At 71.2% G+C, this 18,640-nt stretch carries 11 protein-coding genes; 5 read left to right on the top strand and 6 right to left on the bottom strand.

Going from position 1 to position 18,640, the window contains the following annotated elements:
• The 3 genes from MA876_RS17805 to MA876_RS17795 are packed head-to-tail and all read left to right on the top strand — an operon-like array spanning nt 1 to nt 1,531.
• The gene (locus MA876_RS17805) at nt 1-333 is read left to right on the top strand and encodes a lycopene cyclase domain-containing protein (RefSeq protein WP_248152716.1); all 333 of its coding nucleotides are present in this window, start codon (nt 1-3) and stop codon (nt 331-333) included.
• Complete coding sequence (locus MA876_RS17800) at nt 330-647, top strand: lycopene cyclase domain-containing protein (RefSeq protein WP_248152715.1); 318 nt, start codon at nt 330-332, stop codon at nt 645-647. Before MA876_RS17805 ends, MA876_RS17800 begins: the two co-directional genes overlap by 4 nt.
• Nucleotides 644-1,531 carry a prenyltransferase gene (locus MA876_RS17795; RefSeq protein ID WP_248152712.1) on the top strand — a complete coding sequence of 296 codons (888 nt, stop codon included), beginning with the start codon at nt 644-646 and terminating at the stop codon, nt 1,529-1,531. The genes MA876_RS17800 and MA876_RS17795 overlap by 4 nt, the downstream gene beginning before the upstream one ends.
• Nucleotides 1,532-1,689: 158 nt before the next feature.
• Here the strand turns inward: MA876_RS17795 and MA876_RS17790 are convergent, their stop codons facing one another.
• On the bottom strand, nt 1,690-4,614 hold the full coding sequence (locus tag MA876_RS17790; RefSeq protein ID WP_248152710.1) for a UPF0182 family membrane protein: 2,925 nt from the start codon (nt 4,612-4,614) through the stop codon (nt 1,690-1,692).
• A 71-nt stretch (nt 4,615-4,685) separates the two neighbouring features.
• On the bottom strand, nt 4,686-5,825 hold the full coding sequence (locus MA876_RS17785) for a YlbL family protein (RefSeq protein ID WP_248152708.1): 1,140 nt from the start codon (nt 5,823-5,825) through the stop codon (nt 4,686-4,688).
• Between the two features lie 129 nt (nt 5,826-5,954).
• On the opposite strand from MA876_RS17785, the gene MA876_RS17780 reads away from it, so the two are divergent.
• Nucleotides 5,955-7,346, top strand: coding sequence for a zinc-dependent metalloprotease (locus tag MA876_RS17780; RefSeq protein WP_248152706.1), 1,392 nt, complete (start codon nt 5,955-5,957; stop codon nt 7,344-7,346).
• Between the two features lie 729 nt (nt 7,347-8,075).
• On the opposite strand, the gene MA876_RS17775 is transcribed toward MA876_RS17780, so the two are convergent.
• Complete coding sequence (locus tag MA876_RS17775; RefSeq protein ID WP_248152704.1) at nt 8,076-9,845, bottom strand: ATP-dependent helicase; 1,770 nt, start codon at nt 9,843-9,845, stop codon at nt 8,076-8,078.
• Entirely contained in the window at nt 9,842-10,741 is a 900-nt protein-coding gene (nudC, locus tag MA876_RS17770; RefSeq protein ID WP_248152701.1) for an NAD(+) diphosphatase, read from the bottom strand. The genes MA876_RS17775 and nudC overlap by 4 nt, the downstream gene beginning before the upstream one ends.
• Before the next feature lie 103 nt (nt 10,742-10,844).
• On the opposite strand from nudC, the gene MA876_RS17765 reads away from it, so the two are divergent.
• Entirely contained in the window at nt 10,845-12,125 is a 1,281-nt protein-coding gene (locus MA876_RS17765) for a phosphotransferase (RefSeq protein ID WP_248152699.1), read from the top strand.
• A 3-nt stretch (nt 12,126-12,128) separates the two neighbouring features.
• On the opposite strand, the gene MA876_RS17760 is transcribed toward MA876_RS17765, so the two are convergent.
• Both MA876_RS17760 and MA876_RS17755 read right to left on the bottom strand, forming a co-directional pair.
• Nucleotides 12,129-15,419, bottom strand: a complete 3,291-nt coding sequence (locus tag MA876_RS17760) for an ATP-dependent helicase (RefSeq protein WP_308221675.1) — start codon at nt 15,417-15,419, stop codon at nt 12,129-12,131.
• Entirely contained in the window at nt 15,413-18,535 is a 3,123-nt protein-coding gene (locus MA876_RS17755) for an ATP-dependent helicase (RefSeq protein WP_248152697.1), read from the bottom strand. The genes MA876_RS17760 and MA876_RS17755 overlap by 7 nt, the downstream gene beginning before the upstream one ends.
• Nucleotides 18,536-18,640 lie beyond the last annotated feature (105 nt).

Genomic DNA, 18,640 nt, shown 5'->3' with positions numbered 1-18,640 from the left:
GTGCCCGGCCTGTATCTCGCGATCATCCTGCTGAGTGCCGCGGGCGTGGGCGCCCTCGACTGGCGGTTCCGCCTCGCCGCGTGGCGCAGTCCGGGGCGCACGGCGGTGGCCGTCGCGATCGGCACGGCGTTCTTCCTGGCGTGGGATGCCGCGGGCATCGCACTGGGCATCTTCGTCAAGGGCGGCTCCCCCGCGCTGCTCGACGTCGATCTCGCGCCCGAGCTGCCCCTCGAGGAGCCGTTCTTCCTCGCGTTCCTGTGTTACCTCGCCCTCGTCGTCTACGGCGGGATCGACCGGCTGCTGCGCCGCGGAGATGCCGAGGGCGCGGCATGACCTACCCGCTTCTGGTCATCCCCTTCGCCGTCGTCACCGCGATCGTCGCACTCTCGACGATCCGTCGTCCCGACTTCGGTCACCGCATGGCGCTCTCCTCCCTCACGGCGGCCGCATTGTTCCTGCTCACCGCCGTCTTCGACAATCTGATGATCGCGGCGGGGCTGTTCACCTATCCCGAAGAGCACCTGAGCGGACTGCGGATCGGCCTCGCCCCCATCGAGGACTTCTCGTACGCGATCTGCGCGGCGTTCCTCGTGCCGGCCGTGCACACGCTGCTGCGCCGCCGTGACCGCGGCAAGGCGGACGCGTGAGCGCGGCATCCGATTCGAGGAACGTCACGACGCAGCTCTTCGTCTCGTCGCGGCCCGTCAGCTGGATCAACACCGCCTACCCGTTCGCCGCCGCCTACCTGCTCACCACCCGCGAGATCGACGCGACGCTCATCATCGGCACGCTCTTCTTCCTCGTGCCGTACAACCTCGCGATGTACGGCATCAACGACGTGTTCGACTACGAGTCGGATCTGCGCAATCCGCGCAAGGGCGGGGCCCACGGGGCCGTGCTCGACCGGCGGATGCACCGCATCACGCTGTGGGCGGCGGGACTGTCGTGTCTCCCCTTCGTCGTGTACCTCGTGGTCGTCGGGTCGCCCGTCTCGTGGCTCGTGCTGGCCGCGAGCCTGTTCTTCGTCGTCTTCTACAGTGCGCCGCCGCTGCGGTTGAAGGAGGTCCCGTTCGCGGACTCCGTGACCAGCAGCATCCACTTCTTCTCGCCGGCCGTGTACGCACTCGTCCTGGCAGGCGCGGTCTGGACGTGGCAGCTCGCCCTCGTGATCGTCGCCTTCGCGCTGTGGGGCGCAGCCTCGCACGCCTTCGGCGCGGTGCAGGATGTCGTGGCCGACCGCGAAGCGGACATCTCGTCGATCGCGACCGCGCGCGGCGCGCGCTGGACGGTCTGGTTCTCGCTCGCCTGCTACGCGGCCGCGGGCGTCGTCATGCTCTTCACGACGTGGCCCGGGCCTCTCGCCGCCGTGGTGGCGCTCCCCTACCTCGCGACGGTGTGGCCCTTCCGACGCGTGACCGACGAGACCGCGGTCACCGCCACCCGCGGGTGGGACCGGTTCCTGTGGCTCAATCAGCTCGCGGGGTTCCTCGTGACGCTCCTGCTGATCTGGTTCGCGATCCTCACCGCCTGATCAATCCTGCGCGTGTCCCCATTCCCGCGCTTCGTGTCCCACGAACGCGCGGTATCCGGCATCCATTCGAAGCGAAGTGGGACACGCAACGGACCGGGCGCACGCGGAAGCGCGCCGCCCGGGAGGGGACGGCGCGCTTCGCGTCTGAGGCCGGTGGCTCAGTCCATGGGGCTGAGCGTCAGCAGGCGGTTGACGGCTGCGGTCAGGCGCTCGTCCGCCTCGGCGAAGGCGGTGAGGTCGCCCGCCTTGAGCGCCGCGTCGCGGTCGAGCATGGCCTGCTGCGCATCGGCGAGCGCCGCCTCGAACTCGGCCGACGGGACACCCGTGCCCGGGGTCTCGGTGCCGGGCTCGGTCGGCTCGGGAGTCGGGGTTCCCTCACCGGGTTCCTCCGGCACGACGGTGCCGTCACCCGTGTCGACGCCGGAGTCGCCGCCGAACAGCACGTCGAGCGCTTCGTTCAGGGTGTCCTCGAAGGCGATGTCGTCGCCGAATGCGACGAGCACCTTGCGCAGCTGCGGCAGCTGCGTGCCTTCGGCCGACTGCACGAAGACCGGCTGCACGTACAGCAGACCGCCACCGACCGGCAGGGTCAGCAGGTTGCCGTTGAGCACTTCGGACTGGCCGATCGTGAGCACGTTGATCTGCTGCGAGACCGTGGGGTCGGAGTCGAAGCGGTTCTGCACCTGGCCGGGTCCGGGCACCGGGGTGTCGGCCGAGATCTCGAGCAGCCTGAGCTTGCCGTAGTCCTCGCCCTTGACACCGGCCTCCCGGCCGGCGTTGGAGTCGGCCGAGAGGTAGCCCATGAGCACGTTTCGGCTCGTGGTGCCGGTCGTCGAGGACGGGATGAAGGAGGTGAACATCGAGAAGGATGCGGCATCCTGCCCCGGCATCTGCATCGTCAGGTAGTACGGCGGCTGCAGCGTATTGGAGTTCTGCGGGTCCTCCGGCGTCGCCCACGCGTTGTCGCGCTCGTAGAACGAGCCCGGGTCGTCGACGTGATAGATCTGCAGCATCGCGCGCTGCACCTTGAACAGATCGGTCGGGTATCGCACGTGGCTGATGAGATCGGCCGACATGTCGCTGATCGGCTTGAGCGTCGAGGGGTACACGTTCTGCCAGGCCTGAAGCATAGGGTCTTCGGGATCCCACGCGTAGAGCGTGACCGAGCCGTCGTACGCGTCGACCGTCGCCTTGACCGAGTTGCGGATGTAGTTGATGTCGTCCAGCGCGAACCGCGGCTGCTGGTTGTTCGAATCCGCGATCGCCTGCGAGAGCGGCACCGTCGTCGAGTACGGGTAGTTGGCGCTCAGCGTGTAGCCGTCGACGACCCACTTGATGCGGCCGTCGACCACGGTCGGGTACGGGTCGCTGTCGAGCTCGAGGTACGGCGCCGCCTTCTGCACGCGATCGACCGGGTTGCGGTCGTAGAGGATCTGCGAGTCGTCGTTCACGTCGTCGGAGAAGAGGATCTGCTCGGACTGGAACTTCAGCGCGTAGATGATGCGGTTGAAGATGTTGCCGACCGACGGCCCGCCGTCGCCGCTGAAGGTCGTGCGCGGACCCGTCGCGCTGTCGCCGCCCGAGGGGTAGTCGAGCTCGATCGGGTCGGTGCCCTCGGGCGCGCCGACGATCGAGTACGTCGGCGAGGACTCGCCGAAGTAGACGCGCGGCTGGAAGTCCTCGTTGTCGGAGAGGAAGCCCGTCGCCGGGATGCCTCGCTCGAGGAAGACCGGATTGCCGTCGGCCGTGCGCTCGTTGCCGGCGGCGGCGATCATGCCGTAGCCGTGCGTGTAGACGAGGGTCTCGTTGACCCACGTCGAACCCGCTCCGAGCTGGCTCATGTTGAGGTCGCGCACCGAGACGATGGTGTCCTGCATCTCGCCGTCGATCTCGTAGCGGTCGACGTCGAGCGGATCGCCGAACTGGTAGTACTGGCGGTACTGCTCGAGCTGACGGACGGTGGGGCCGATGATCGCGGGATCCATGATGCGGATCTGCGCCGTCGTATCGGCGTCGGCGCGCAGCTGCCCGGCCTCGGCCGTCGTCTCGGCGCTGAACTCGGTCTTGTCGACCGTGTCGATGCCGTACGCCTCTTTCGTCATCTTGAGGTTGCGCTCGTAGTACGGGCTCTCGTAGGCCTTCTGGTTCGGCACCGCCTGGAACGTCGTCACGACCCACGGGTACCCGATGCCGAGCACGATCGCCGAAACGATGAGCAGACCGGTGCCGATCAGCGGCAGGCGCCAGCGCCCGATGATCGCGGTGACGAAGAAGAGCAGCGCGACGAAGACGGCGATGATCGCGAGGATCGTCTGCCCCTGGATCACGGCGTTCGCCTCGGTGTAGCCGGGGCCGGTGATGCGGCCCTGCGCACCGGGTTCGACGAGCGTCTGATAGCGATCGAGCCAGATGCTCGCGCCCTGCACGAGCAGGTAGACACCGGCGATGATGGCGAGCTGCACGCGAGCGGCCTTCGAGATGCGCAGTTCGCGGTTGCCGATGCGCACCGAACCGTAGAGGTAGGCCACGAGCGCCGTGACCAGCAGGCAGATGAGCAGGACGGCCGACAGGAACCCGACGAGCGCCGAGTAGAACGGCATCGCGAACATGTAGAAGCCGGTGTCGAGATGGAACTGCGGATCGGTCACGGCGGTCTGGACGCCGTTCAGCCACAGCCAGGTGGTCTCCCACTGGGCGGACGCGGCGAAGCCCGCGAAGAATCCGAAGAAGATCGGGATGCCCCACATCGCCAGGCGGCGCAGCGGCTCGACGACCTCCTGATAGCGGTCGAGCTGCGAACTCAGCCGCGCGTATACGGGACGCAGGCGGTAGGCGAGCTGGATCGACAGCCAGACGGGTACCGCCATCCCCAGGAAACCCACGACGAACATGACGACGCGCGCCGTCCATTGCGTGAGCAGGACGCTCTCGAAGCCGAGCTGGTCGTACCAGAGGAAGTCGGCGTAGAGATTCGCGAAGACGAAGAACGCCACCACGAGGGCGGCGATGATCGCCAGAGTGATCGCGATGACGCGTCGGGAGCGAGAGGGCGTGGCCTGGTTCGGCGCAGAGGTCGTGGTCACCCCTTCATCCTAGGCGGCGGTCTTCTGTGGGTTGGCCGTGTTTGCCCTGGGCGTACGCCGCTGTGGCGCGCCTATGAGGCGGCGCCGCAGGTCGGCAGCGCGTCGAGGTCGCCGTCGCCCGAGATCGCATCGAGGGCCGCGATCGCGTCGTCGAGCGTCTCGACCGAGAAGACGCGCAGACCGTCGGGCACGTAGCCCACGACCTCGTCGCAGTTCGACTCGGGTGCGAGGAACCAGTCCGCACCTGCGCCGACCGCGCCCCACATCTTCTGGCGGATGCCGCCGATGGGCCCGACGTTGCCCGCCGAGTCGATCGTGCCCGTGCCGGCGATCTGCTCTCCGCCGTTCAGCTCGCCCGGGGTGAGCGTGTCGATGATGCCGAGCGCGAACATCATGCCCGCGCTCGGGCCGCCCACGTTGTTGAGCTGGATCGCGACGTCGAAGGGGAACGTGTAGTCCGACAGCAGCGTGACGCCGATGAGCCAGGTCGTCTCGCCGTCGACCTCGGTTTCCTTGGGCGTGACCGATACGGTCTGCTCCTCGCCCTCGCGCTCGACGACCATCTCGACCGGTGCTCCGTCGCCGTCGTTGATGACCGTGCGCAGTGCCGCGGCATCCGACACCGGCGTCCCGTTCGCCGACAGGATGACGTCGCCTTCTTCGAGGATCCCGGATGCCGCGGAATCATCGGTGAACGAGTAGACCTCGATGTGCGGGTCGACGTCGTAGCCGAGGTGCGTGAGGGCTGCGGCGGTCGCCTCCTTCTGGGAGTCGACCATGAGGGCGGCGCTCTCTTCGTTGCGCTCGTCGGTCGTCTGCCCTTCGGGGAAGACGTTGTCGATCGGCAGGACCGCCTTCGTCGGATCGAACCACGCGAGCGCCAACTCGAACCACGACGGCGTGCGCTCGCGATTGCCGACGACCTGCACCGTCAGCAGGTCGAGCGCGCCCTCGGTGGGGTACGTGTCGGCACCCTCGACCGAGATGAGCGGCACCTGCGTGCCGTCGGCCGCCGACGCGGTGCCGAGCGTGTTGTAGACGGGGCCGGGTCGCTGGATGACGTACGACGTCGGCAGGAACGTGATCACGAGGAGGATCACGAGCGCGACGGCGAGCGCCCAGACGCCGGCGACCATGCCCTTGGACATGCGCCGGCGCGGTGCGGGCGTCATGCTGCTCGACACCTGGACGTTCTCATCGAACAGCGCCACAGTAGGGACCTTCCTCGAGCCTGGTCGTTCGCGACCGGCGTAAGCAGCGATGGTCTCTGCCGGAGGGTGCGATGGATGCTGCGACTAGCGTAGATCGCAACGTCATGAACCGGCTGAAAGGCGGCTGAAGTGGCAGACGACGATCGCTCGCCCGAAGAGGAATTCCAGGAGCTCATCCGGCAGCTCTTCGGGGGCTCCGGCGCGCAGTTCGACCCTGAGCAGCTCGAGAAGCTGACCGGGATGAACATCGATCCCGCGATGATGCAGACCGTCATGCGGCATCTGCAGGGCGCGTTCGCAGGCTCCGACGACGGGATCTCGTGGGATGCGACGAAGCGCCAGGCGCTGCACATCGCCAATCAGGACGGCCTGGGCGTGACGGCCGGTCAGCGCACCGACCTCGACCAGGCGTTCTCGCTCGCGACGCTGTGGCTCAGCGAGGCGACCTCGATCTCCGAGCTCGCGCAGCCCCCGCAGACGCTCACGCGTGGCGGATGGGTCGAGGCGACGCTGCCGGTGTGGCAGGAGCTCGCGGCCCCCGTCGCCACGAGCATGGCCGACGCGATGACGTCGGCCCTGAGCGAGCAGGCACCCGAAGACATGCAGGGGATGATCCAGGGTGCCGGCCGGCTCATGCGCATGGTCGGCGGCTCGCTCTTCGCGGCTCAGCTCGGGCAGGTCGTGGGCGATCTGTCGAAAGAGGTCGTGAGCGGCGGCGACGTGGGCATCCCGCTCATGCCCGACGGCGAGGCCGCCATCCTCCCCCAGAATTTCGCCGACTTCGGTCGCGACCTCGAGGTGCCCGACGACCAGCTCGCGCTGTACGCCGCGACGCGCGAGCTCGCGCACGCCCGGCTCTTCCGGCACGCGAAGTGGCTGCGGCTCCACGTCATCTCGCAGGTCACCGACTACGCGCGGGGCGTCCGCGTCGACACCGATGCCCTCGAAGAGCTCGCGTCGCGGTTCGACCCGTCCGAGCCCGAAGAGCTCCGTCGTGCGATCGAGAGCGGCGCTCTGCTGCCCCCGAAGTCCGAGGCGCAGCTCACGGCCCTCGGCCGACTCGAGAACCTGCTCGCGACGATCGAGGGCTGGGTCGACGTCGTCACCGAGGACGCGACATCCCGCCTCCCCTCGGCCGCGCGGATCTCCGAGGCCGTGCGCCGTCGCCGCGCCGTGGGCGGGCCGGCGGAGCGTGCGCTCGGCTCGCTCGTGGGTCTCGAGCTGCGTCCGCGACGCATGCGCGAGGCCGCGGCGATGTGGCGTGCCGTGACGGATGCGGTGGGCGTCGCCGCGCGCGACGCGCTGTGGGACTACCCCGACCTCATGCCGACGGCCGAGGACATCGACGACCCCGCGGCCCTCGTTGCGCGCCTCGAGGCGCGGGCACGCGGCGAGGAACCCGTGCGCGACGACATGGACGACGCGCTGGAGCGCCTGCTCGCAGGCGAGGAGCCCGGCGCCGCACCGGGGACGCCCGAGTCGGACGCGCCGGACGAACCTGAGGATCCTCGGCCGGTCTGACCCCCGGCATCCTCTCCTCCACAGACACCGGATCTGTGGACAGCGAGGATCTCGCGCAGCGAGCGGGCGAGGATCGGGGCATGCTCCGGATCGATCCCGCCCACACGCCGCTGTGGCGCACGCCGACGACGCTGCAGTTCGGCATCGCGGCCGTTGCGATCATCGAAAGCCCCGAACGCTGGCAGGAGCGTCTCGTACGCGAGCTCGAGCACGGCATCCCGGACTCCGCTCTCGAACCCGTCGCCGCTGCCCTCGGCGCACCCGAGGGCGCCGGGGCCGCATTCGTCCAGCGCATCGGCCGTGCCATCGCACCCGAGCCGCGGCGCATGGGCGACGTCGCCCTGATGCTCCCCGCCGACGCCCGCGAAGAGCTGCGGTGGCTGCTCGTCCAGGCGGTCGAGCTGACGGGCGCATCCGCACACGTCATCCACGCCTCCGAGAAGCCCGAGATGCCGACCCTCGTCGTCACGCACCACGTGATCGCGCCGCGGACGGTCTCGTCTCTCACGGCGGCGGATCGGCCGCACCTGCCACTCGTCCTGGCGTCCGGCGCGATCGAGGTCGGACCGCTCGTCGTGCCGGGCCGAACGGCGTGCGTCGCGTGCATCGCCCGGCATCGCACCGATGCGGATGCCGCGTGGCCCGCGCTCGCGGGTCAGCTCGTCGCGGCGCCCGCGCCCGCCCTCGACGCCGCGCTCGTGATCGAGGCGGGCATCACCGCGATGCGGCTCATCGACGAGGCATCCCGCCGCCCGCTCCGTCAGCAGGCGACCTCGGTGCACCTGCGTAGTGGCGTCGTGCATCGCTCGGTGCGGACCCACCCGCCGCACCCAGAGTGCCGCTGCCGATCTCTCGCAGGAATCGAGACGCCGAACGATCCCGTGGTCCTCGCGCCCAAGAGACTGCGAGCGTACGCCCGGCCCGCGTGATGCCGACGTATGCAAGACGCCGCTCTTCGTCGACCTGCTCGAACGTCGTCGCGTACGAGATCGGCAGCAGACCCTCGGCGAAGCCGATCAGGTGCACGTGGTCCCACTCGAGGCCCTTCGCGGCGTGCAGCGTCGCAAGGGTGACGGTGCGCAGCGCGGGATCGTCCTGGGCTTTCGCGCGCGCCATGAGGTCGTCGGTGAACAGGCGCAGCGTCGTCCCCTCGGGCGCTTCCTCCGCGAGGCGCAGGACGGCGGCCCGCGCCTCCCAGGCGTCGCGCAGCGCACCGCCCGCTTGCGGGGGGTCGTCGGTCAGACCGCGGGTGCGCAGGATGTCGCGCACGGTGTCGACGAACCCCGTCTCGATCGGCGCGACGGTCGCCGCGCGCAGCTCCATGATCGCCTGGCGCACTTCGGGCAGGTCGAAGAACCGCTTGCCGCCGAGGACGCTCGCGGCGATCCCCCGGTCGGCGAGGGCAGTCACGATCTCGGCCGACTGCGCGTGAGCGCGGTAGAGCACCGCGATCGCCCGCGGGTCGACGCCCTCGGCCAGCTGCCCCGCGACGGCGGTCGCGACGGCGCGCGCCTCCGCCTGGTCGTCGCGATGCTCCGACACGGCGGGCACAGGATGCCGTGCGCCCGCACGCGCGGACGGCCGCAGGTGCAGCGCTCCGGGACGACCCCGCATGAGCGCGTTCGCGACATCGAGGATCGCGGCATCCGATCGGTAGTTCGTCTCGAGCCGGACGACGCGGGTATCGACATGGCGGCTCTCGAACTCGAGCAGGAATCGCGCGTCGGCGCCCGCGAACGAGTAGATCGTCTGGCTTGCGTCGCCGACGACGCACAGGTCGTGCCGCTCGCCGAGCCACAGTTCGAGCAGTCGATGCTGCAGCGGTGAGACATCCTGGAACTCATCGACCGTGAAGTGGCGGTACTGCTCGTGCACGGCCTTCGCGACATGCGGCTCGGCCTCGAGCATCCCGGCGCAGGCCAGCAGAACGTCCTCGAAGTCGATCTGGCGGCGCTCGTCCTTGAGTTTCTCGTACGCGCGCTGCAGATCGGCGACTCGACCTGCCGACAGGCGCCCGATGCCGTTCGGACGCGCCGCGACGTACTGGTCGATCGAGCGCATCGTGACCTTGCGCCACTCGATGCCCGACGCGACGTCGCGCAGGGTCGGGGTGTCGGGATCGATGCCGATGCCGTCGGCGGCGTGCGCGAGCAGGCGCACCTTGCTGTCGACGATCTTCGGCGCGGTGTCCCCCGCGAGCGACGGCCAGAAGAAGTTCAGCTGCGCGAGCGCCGCCGCGTGGAACGTGCGCGCCGACACGCCCTCGACGCCGAGGCCGCGCAGCCGACCGCGCATCTCGCCCGCGGCCTTCGCCGTGAAGGTCACGGCCATCACCCGGCCGGGCGAGTACGCACCCGTGTCGACGCCGTGGGCGATGCGGTGCGTGATGACCCGGGTCTTGCCCGTCCCCGCTCCCGCGAGCACCGCGACGGGTCCGCGCAGCGTCGTGACGGCCTCGAGCTGGCGCTCGTCGAGTCCTTCGAGGGCGCGGTCGCTCATGAGGTACCCGCGTGCCACTCGCTGATGAGTCGGTGCGCGATCGACGCGGTGCCCGGCAGCAGGACGTCGCCGCCGCCCGCGAGGGCCTCTCCGATCTCGTCGCGGGTGAACCAGCGCACCGCAGCGATCTCCTCGCCGTCGGCGCGCGCCGCCTCGTCGTCGATCGCCGTCGCGAGGAATCCGAGCATGAGCGAACGCGGATACGGCCATGCCTGCGAGCCCCGGTAGCGCACGTCCTCGACCTCGACACCCGCCTCCTCGTGCACTTCCCGATGGACGGCGGACTCGAGGGACTCCCCCGCCTCGGCGAAACCGGCGAAGCACGAGTACCGGTTCGCACCCCACAGCGCGTTCGAGCCGAGGAGCAGGAGATCGGGATGCCGCGCACTCGTGATCGCGACGATGACGGCAGGGTCGGTCCGGGGGAAGTGCTCACGGCCGCAGTGCGGACACCTCCGCGACCAGCCGGCGTTCTCGCCCCGGGTGCGCGTCCCGCACGCGGGGCAGTACGGGGCATCCAGCAGCCACCTGCCGAGGCTCAGCGCCTCGACGAAGATCTCGGCTTCGCGCGCCGGCAGCGCTCCGCCGACCACGCGGAGTCCGGCCCATCCGCCCGGCGCCTCGAACGGCTCGTCGTCGGCCTGCGCGAAGACCGCGGCGAGCACCGCGGCGCCCGTCCCATCCCGCCCGAGGAAGGCCCACTCCGCGCCCTCCGGCACGTCGGCGGGCGCGCGCCAGTGCAGGCGACCGGGCTCGTCGAGCGGTGCGGCATCGCCCGCGATGACGAGGACGTGGGATGCGTCATCCACCGTCGCCTCATCCAGGAGACCCGTCGTCGCGCGTTCGTCGGCAGAGCGATGGAAGCCCTCGAGAGCGGGACGACGCGAGGACGACATGGCGGTGGACCCTTCTGCATCGCGGGCACGGGCCGGACGGCGGCCTGAGACGGCACGGGCGTGGCGCGGGGGCGGGCCGGGAGACCCGACCTAACCTGGGCACATGGCACGCTCACCCCTCACTCTAGCCGCGTCCGTCACGTCGGCTCTGCCGCGGGTCGGGGTCGTCGGAGTCGGCGCCCTGACCGAGGGCGCGACCGGTCGTTACGACTCCGCGGTCGCCCAGCTCGACGACGGACGTCGGGTCGTCGTCCGCGTTCCCGCCGAGGCGGATGCCGCAACCGAGCTCGCCGCCGAAGCACGAGCCCTGCGCGCTCTCACGCCCGGGGTCCGCGGTCTGCTGCCGTTCCGCGCGCCCGAACTCCTCGGCGAGACGGGCCTCGGCGACAGCCGCGCGATCGTCGTCGATTTCCTGCCCGGGTACCGCGTCGACGCCGCCCACCTGCCCTCGGGTCGCGGCGCCGCGACGTCCCTCGGCGCGGCGCTCGCCGCGCTGCACGGCCTGCCCCTGTCCATCGTGCGCACCGAGGGGCTCCCCGTGCGCACGCCTCAGCAGATCCGGGACGACGTCTCGCGCCTCATCGACCGCGCCGACGCGACGCGCGTCCTCCCCCGCGCACTGCGCGACCGTTGGAACCGCGCCGTCGACGCTCAGGAGCTGTGGCGATTCGAGTCCGCCGTCGTGCTGGGCGGCGCGGGCGCGGCATCGTTCCTCTTCGAAGACATCGAGGGCGAACCCGAGGTCACGGGCCTGCTCGATTGGCACGGGCTCTCGGTGGGCGACCCCGCGACCGACCTGCAGTGGCTCGCCTCGGCACCGGCGGCGGCGGACGACGTCTACGCGGCCTACGTCGCCGCGAGCGGCCGCGCGCCCGACGGTCGCACTCGCGAGCGAGCGCGCATGTACGCCGAGCTCGAGTTCGCGAAGTGGCTCATCCACGGTCACGACACGGGTCGTGCCGACGTCGTGGACGACGCGAAGGCTCTGCTCGAGTCGCTCGCGGCGGGGGTCGACGGCGATGACCTCGTGGCGCACGCGGAGCAGGACGTCGACGACGCGATCGCACTGCTCGATCGCGTGCCGGAGTCGCCCGGCTCGCTGCGGGACACCTCGATGCACACCGACGCGTACGACGCCGAGGAGCTTTCGCTGTGGATCCCCGACGTGCCCGACGTCCCGGCGGCATCCGCGCAGGTCGCCGACGAGTGGCGTCCGGACGACGTCTCGACCTCGCCGATCGAGCTGCCCGTGGCGGTCGACGTCGAGAGCGGCGCGGCGGCGGATGCATCGGCTGACGACGTCGATCCCGATGCCGCAGAGGATGCGGTCGGCGACGCCCAGCGCGCGTCGGACGCGGCGCTGCGTCGCTGGATGTCGCAGTAGCGCTCAGCCGCGCAGGACGAGGTCGTCCGCGACGTAGTAGAGCACGACGTCGATCTGCTCCATCGGCACACCGCGCCCCGCGTGGTAGGCCTGACGGTACAGCTCGAGCTGCAGCATCCGTTCCTTCGTCTCGGCCTTCGTGCGCGGGGCGACGCCGGTCTTCCAGTCGACGATCTCGATGCGCCCTTCCCGCTCGTACACGGCGTCGAGCTTGCAGATCACGACGTGCTCGCGACCGTCGAGCGCCGTGACCGTGAAATCGATCTCGGTCTCGACCTCGAGGGGCTGCAGCGGTGCCCACTCCGACGCGAGGAAGGTCGTGCGAAGTCGATCGAGCGCCTCGGCATCCTCGCTCGAGGCACGCGTCTCGGGCGCGTCGTCGTCGAGCTCCCACAGCGCGTCGTCGATCGAGCCGCCGATGCCGACGCGACCGGACCGCTGCTCGACCCACGCGTGGAACAGCGTGCCGAGGCGGGTCTGGCGGAACGGCCGCTCCGGAAGCGGACGCGAGAGCTTGGCCACGGTGCCGGCGTAATCGGCGACGAAGTCCTTGAAACGGGACGCCGCGATGCGCGTCGGCGCCGACTGAGCGGGCGCGGCGCGCTTGGCCTCGCGCTCGGCGAGGAGCAACGCGATGTCGTCGTCGGGGTCGTGCCGTGGTGCGTCGAGCGCCGCGTCCACGAGGCCCGCCGCGTGGGCGACAGCGGGCCGCCGCGCACCCAGGGGATCGATGGGCCACGTGAGCACGCGCCGCTCGCCTTGGTAGGGGTCATCGCCGGCGTCGTCGGGCGGTGGGTCGACACCCAAGGCCTCGGCCATCTCGAGGTAGAACGGGCTGACGGGTCTCGGCTTCTTCGTGCCCGACCAGCTCGATCCGGTCAGCAGAAGGTGATCGCGTGCACGCGTGACCGCGACGTAGGCGAGACGGCGGTCCTCGGCGAGCTGGCGATCGCGGTTCGCCTGGACGAAGGCATCCATCGCCGCCTTCAGCTGCTGCTGCGTCGATGCACCCCGCCAGCCGAGTTCGGGCAGCCACGGCGCGTCGCCGCGGAAGGCATAGGGAAGGATGCCGAAGCCGAGCCATGCCTTCGTGTCGCGCGGAGCGCTCGGGAGTTCGTCCTTCACGAGCCGCACGACCGCGACGGCATCCCATTCGAGGCCCTTCGAGCCGTGGATCGTGAGCAGCTGCACGACGTCGTCCTCGGGCGGCTCGGTGCGCGGAGCGAACTCGTCGAGCTGCTCGGCGTGGTCCAGCCACGCGAGCAGGCTCGCGAGCGACCCGGTCTCGTCCGCCGCGAGGAAGGCGTGGAGCTCGTCGACGAACGCGCGCAGCTGCGCGGAGGCGATGCGGGCGGGGCCGCGGGACTCGTTCGCGGCGAGCTCGACGTCGAGCCGCAGTTCGAGCTCGACCAGCCGCACGAGATCGGGGATCGGCATGCCGACGGCCTGCCGGAGTCCCGCGAAGACGCCGCCCGCCTCGCGGAGTCGCTCGCGCGCCTCGGGCGTGAACCCCTCGAGCCAGCCGTGGTCGCTGTGGTGACGCAGCACGAAGTCGAGCGCGTCGACGAGGGATGCCCCGTCGTCGCCGGCACTGCTGCGCAGCCGCTCGACGACCTCGGGCGCGAGTGGCTGGAGCGCCGCGTCGTGCCGCGAGATGCGCCGCGCGAGCGCGGCGAGCTCGCGCAGGTCGGGGAGGCCGATCGCCCAGCGGGGGCCAGCGAGCAGACGGATGAGCACCGAGCCCGCGCTCGGATCGCTGAGCACACGCAGCACGCAGACGACGTCGACGACCTCAGGCGTCGAGAGCAGGCCCCCGAGGCCGAGGATCCGGTGCGGGATGCCGCGCCGTCCGAGCGCGTCTCCGAAGCGCACCATGTGCTTCTTGCTGCGGAAGAGGATCGCCCCCGTCGTCGACGCCCCGTCCCGGGCACGCCCGGCGCGCACCTGTGCGAACCAGGATGCGACGCGGTCGGCCTCGGCATCCAGATCCGCGTCGAAGGCGAGCTCGACGACGCCCGCCGGCGCCCCCGGCCTCGGGCGCAGCTCTTCGACCGGCACGGACGCGGACGCCGCGAGCGGCGCGAGCACGGCGTTGGCCGCGACGAGCACCGATGCGCTGTTGCGCCAGCTCGTGAGCAGCGAGAAGTGCAGGCATTCGCGCTCGGGCGAGAACGCGGCCGAGAAGCCGCCCAGATTGCCCGCGCTCGCACCGCGCCAGCCGTAGATCGCCTGGTGCGGGTCGCCGACCGCCATGACCCCCGTGTCGCGGAAGAGGGCCGCGAGCAGATCGGTCTGCACGACCGAGGTGTCCTGATACTCGTCCAGCAGCACGACGCGATAGCGATCGCGCAGTTCGGCGGCGACAGAGGCATGACTCGCGACGACCTCGAGCGCACCCGCGACCTGATCGGAGAAGTCGATGACCCCCAGCCGCCGCTTTCGGGCGGCGTACTCGCGCGCGAGATCCGTGAGCATCGCGAGCGCCGAGACCTTGAGCTCTGCCTCGACGACGTCGGCATAGACGACCGTGCGGGCGTTGGTGGACGGCAGCGCGAGCACGGAGCGGAACTCGTCGGGGAACGCCGCGAGCGCCTCGAGGTCGACGAGGTTGTCGACGCCGTCGCGCGCGATCCGGAGGGCTGCGTCGATGATGCTCCGCACGGCCTCGCCGCGGCCTTCGAGCCGCGGATCGTCGGACGCGAACACGACGCGCCGCATGAGCAGCCACGCGGCGGACTCCGAGAGCACGGCGGCCTCGGCATCCCTCCCCACGCGCACGGCGTGCTCGCGCACGATCTGATCGGCGAAGCTGTTGTACGTCGAGACGGTCGGGCGATGCAGGAGCGCGTCGTCGTCGGCGTCCTGCGCCACCGCCCCGAGAGAGCGCGCGAGCGCATCCATCGCCGCATGGCGTTCGGCGGATGCCGCACCCGCGCGCTCGAGTTCGCCGAACACGACGAGTCCGTCGCTCTCGTGCAACGCCGGGAGCGCGTCGAGCAGGCCCCGTCGCTCGAACTCCGACAGCCGCGCGAGGCGCCGCTGGATGCGCTCGGCGAGCTCGCCCGCCGCCTTGCGCGTGAAGGTGAGGCCGAGTACCTCGTCGCGACGCACGAGCCCGTTCGCGACGAGCCAGACCACACGGGATGCCATCGTCTCGGTCTTGCCGCTGCCCGCACCCGCGACGACGAGCGCGGGCGCGAGCGGGGCTTCGATGACCGCGACCTGCTCGTCGGTGGGCGGGAACTGCCCGAGAGCGGCGGCGATGACCCGCGCGCTGAGGATCGCCGTCACGATGCGCTCACCGCGCCGATCGTGTGGATGCGGCACAGGCCGTACGAGTGCTCGTCGCGGCAGTGCTCCTCGTACGGCGCCGTGAACGACGTGCCCCGCATCGCCGTGACCGCCGCCTGCAGGCGGGTGACGAACGCGGCCCGCCGCTCGTCGTCGAACGGCGGCTGCGCGGGCGTCACGTAGTCGGACTTCGCGGCGGTCGGCCGCAGCACGAGCAGCTTCGCGCCGCCCGACGGGTGGCCCACCGCCTCGGGGATCGCCCCCGCCTCGAACGCGAGCTGGTACGCCCCGAGCTGGGGGTTGTCGACGACCTTCGCGTCGGTCTGCGGCTCGCGCTTGCCCGTTTTGAGATCCATGATCACGACCGTCCCGTCGGGGGTCAGCTCGACGCGGTCGATGTAGCCCGACAGGATCGCGCCGAACTCGAAGACGTCGTCGCCGTCGAGCGGAATGGGCACCTCGAAATGCGGCTCGGCCCCGATCAGGGCCCCACCCGACTGCTCGAACCGGTGGAGATAGAGATGCAGACGGCGCACGAGGTCACGAGCGCGGGCCTGCTCGGCGCGGTCGCGCCAGGGTGCTTCGAAGCTCAGCTCGCCCCAGCGCGACTCGACCTGCTCCCACAGCGCGGTCTCGCTCGATGACGTCGCATGCTCGAGCGCGGCATGGATGATCGTGCCGAGCCCGGCCGTCGCACCGCCCGGGTCGCCCCCGAGATCGCCGATGACCCAATTGAGCTCGCACTCCTCGAGCGTGTGCAGCCGCGACGGCGACACGCGCACGTCCTCTTTCGCGAGGTCGCGGAGCGGACCCGTGGAGGTCGGGGGCCGGACCCCGTACCACTCGCGAGGGTGCGCGCCCGGGACGCCCGCATCGGCGAGCACCGCGAGCTGCCCTGCTGCGCGCGCCGTGCTCCCCCGGCTCGCGGTGTCCGTCAGCGTGCGACGATGGCGTGCCACCAGCCCGCGCAGCGAGAGCGGATGCTCGACCGTGTGCTTCTCGGAGTCGGGCAGGAACTCGAAGAAGACGCTCGGCCCGGTGTCGTCGTCGTCGACCGCCGTCACGATCACCCGCGCCGTCGCCCGGGAGAGCGCGCGGGCGAGCAGCCGCAGCTCGTCGTGCATCGCCGCGCGACGCCGGTCGAGGGTCGCGGCGCGATCGCCGGGCGCGCGGGACGCGGCATCCGCCAGTCGCCACGTGTCGAGCAGACTGCCGCGCAGCCGCGTGTTGGGCCAGACGCCGTCCTGCATGCCCGCGATCACGACCGTGTCGAACTCGAGCCCGAGGGCGCCGGCGGGGGTCAGCACGCGCACGACGTCGTCGCGGGCGGGGGCGTCGAGGCGGTCCTCGGCGACGTCGCTGTCGAGGATGCTGCGCACGAACACCCGCGGATCGGCGTCGAGCGAGCGCTCGACGAACCGCTTCGCCGCCTGGAACACCCCGACGACCGCGTCGAGATCGCGATTCGCCTGATCGGACAGCGGCCCCGTGCCGCGCGCGAGCTCGGCCCAGGCGCGCTCGAGCTTCGTGCGCTCCCATGCCGTCCAGAGGAGCTCGTGCGCCGTCGCGCCGCGGGCGAAATCGGCCCTCAGCGCCATCAGCGTCCGTGCGAGGTCGGCCGCGCGACGCGCTTCGCGCGTGTCGATCAGGTCGAACTCGATCGGCTGACGCATCGCCGAGAGCAGCAGATCGCGGCCCGAGGGCTCGACGCGCACGTCGTCGTCGGTATCGACGACCTGCGCGAGCATCGCCTGGCGGAACGCCGCGAGCAGCCGCCGGAGCTCGATGGGGTCGAGCCGCCCGTACGCGCCGAGCAGGGCATCCGACACGTCGTCGAACGTCCACTCGTCGCGCGACGCGAGATCCACCAGCCGCAGCAGGTCGCGCACGGCGCGCAGACCGCCCAGCGCGCGGCCGGGACCGCTCGCACGGGCGGGGACGTCACGCGCCGAGAGCTCCGCCTCGAGGGCCGTGACCTGCCTCGTGTCGTGCGCGATGACGGCGCACGAACCCCACGCCACGCCGTCGTGCACGTGCCGCTCGCGCAGCAGTCGCGCGATCGCGTCGTACTCCTCGGCCGACGAGCGCAGCGTCAGCGCCCGCACGGATGCGTCCGGCTCGGCACCGGCGCCCGCGCCGCGGTGCGCGACGACCCCGACGGCGCCGATGCGCTGCGTGACGCGTCGCACGAGTTCGGCCTGCCACGGCGTTCCGCGATGCGGTGTGCCGAGGACGCGGACGTCGACGAGGGATGCCGCGAGCCGCGCGAAGTTCTCGGGCGTCGCCCCCCGGAACGCGCCCGAGCCCACATCAGGATCGCCGAAAGCCGTGACCGCGACGCCGCGCGACCGCGCCGCCTCGACGAGCTCGACACCGCCGAGCGTGAGCTCCTGCGCGTCGTCGACGAGGATCACCCGCACGCGGTCGATCGCCGCGAGCCCGGGCGGCGCAGTGCGCAGAATGCCGACCGCCTCGCGCACGAGGCCGGCCGCGTCGCGGTGGGCGCCGCGCATGTCTGCGCGCACTCGGACGTAGTCGCCGAAGAACTCCGACAGCGCCGTCCACGCCGCGAGGTCGTGGCGCGCGCCCAGCTCGCGCAGTGCGGACGGGTCGATCCCGAGCGCCGTGCACTCGGCGAGGAACGTGCGCACTTCGGAGCGGAATCCCGGCGTGGCGCGGATCGGGGCGGGCAGCCAGTCGGGCCAGCGGACGGCTCCGGATGCCTCGTCCTCGGCGTCGCCGTCGAGAAGGTCCTCGATGAGCTGATCCTCATCGCCGCCCGTGAGGAGCTGCGGCGGCTCGGCGTCGGTCGCGACCGCCACGGCGCGCACGAGCTGGAAGGCGAAGGACGCCACGGAGCGCGCGAGCGGACCCGACGTCGCACGTTCGACGGCGAGCGCGAGGCGGTCGCGCAGCGCGGTCGCGGTCTGGCGCGACGGCGTCAGCACGACGATGCCGTCGGGATCGACACCCGCCGCGACGAGCGCGCGCACGCGCGCGACGAGCGCCTCGGTCTTGCCTGTGCCGGCCGCTCCGACGACGACGGAGGAGGCCGCGGCATCCATTGCCACGACATCCTGCTGCTGCGCGTCGAGGACGACGGACGTGCCGGGGATCATGCGTTCGACGCTATCGCGGCGGCCCGACATCGACGTTCGCCGACAGCGTGCGCAGACCGGGCGGACGTGCCTGTGCCGTGTCGTAGAGTTGCCATGCGCCGGGGA

This window comes from Microbacterium aoyamense (assembly GCF_023155855.1).
GTDB lineage: Bacteria > Actinomycetota > Actinomycetes > Actinomycetales > Microbacteriaceae > Microbacterium > Microbacterium aoyamense.
Note: the sequence above shows the minus strand (reverse complement) of the source record. Positions and strands in the feature narration are given on the sequence as shown.

Coding starts and splice junctions, on each gene's coding strand:
- MA876_RS17755 (WP_248152697.1), bottom strand. CDS start 18,535: ATGATCCCCGGCACGTCCGTCGTCCTCGACGCGCAGCAGCAGGATGTC.
- MA876_RS17775 (WP_248152704.1), bottom strand. CDS start 9,845: ATGAGCGACCGCGCCCTCGAAGGACTCGACGAGCGCCAGCTCGAGGCC.
- MA876_RS17765 (WP_248152699.1), top strand. CDS start 10,845: ATGGCACGCTCACCCCTCACTCTAGCCGCGTCCGTCACGTCGGCTCTG.
- nudC (WP_248152701.1), bottom strand. CDS start 10,741: ATGTCGTCCTCGCGTCGTCCCGCTCTCGAGGGCTTCCATCGCTCTGCC.
- MA876_RS17800 (WP_248152715.1), top strand. CDS start 330: ATGACCTACCCGCTTCTGGTCATCCCCTTCGCCGTCGTCACCGCGATC.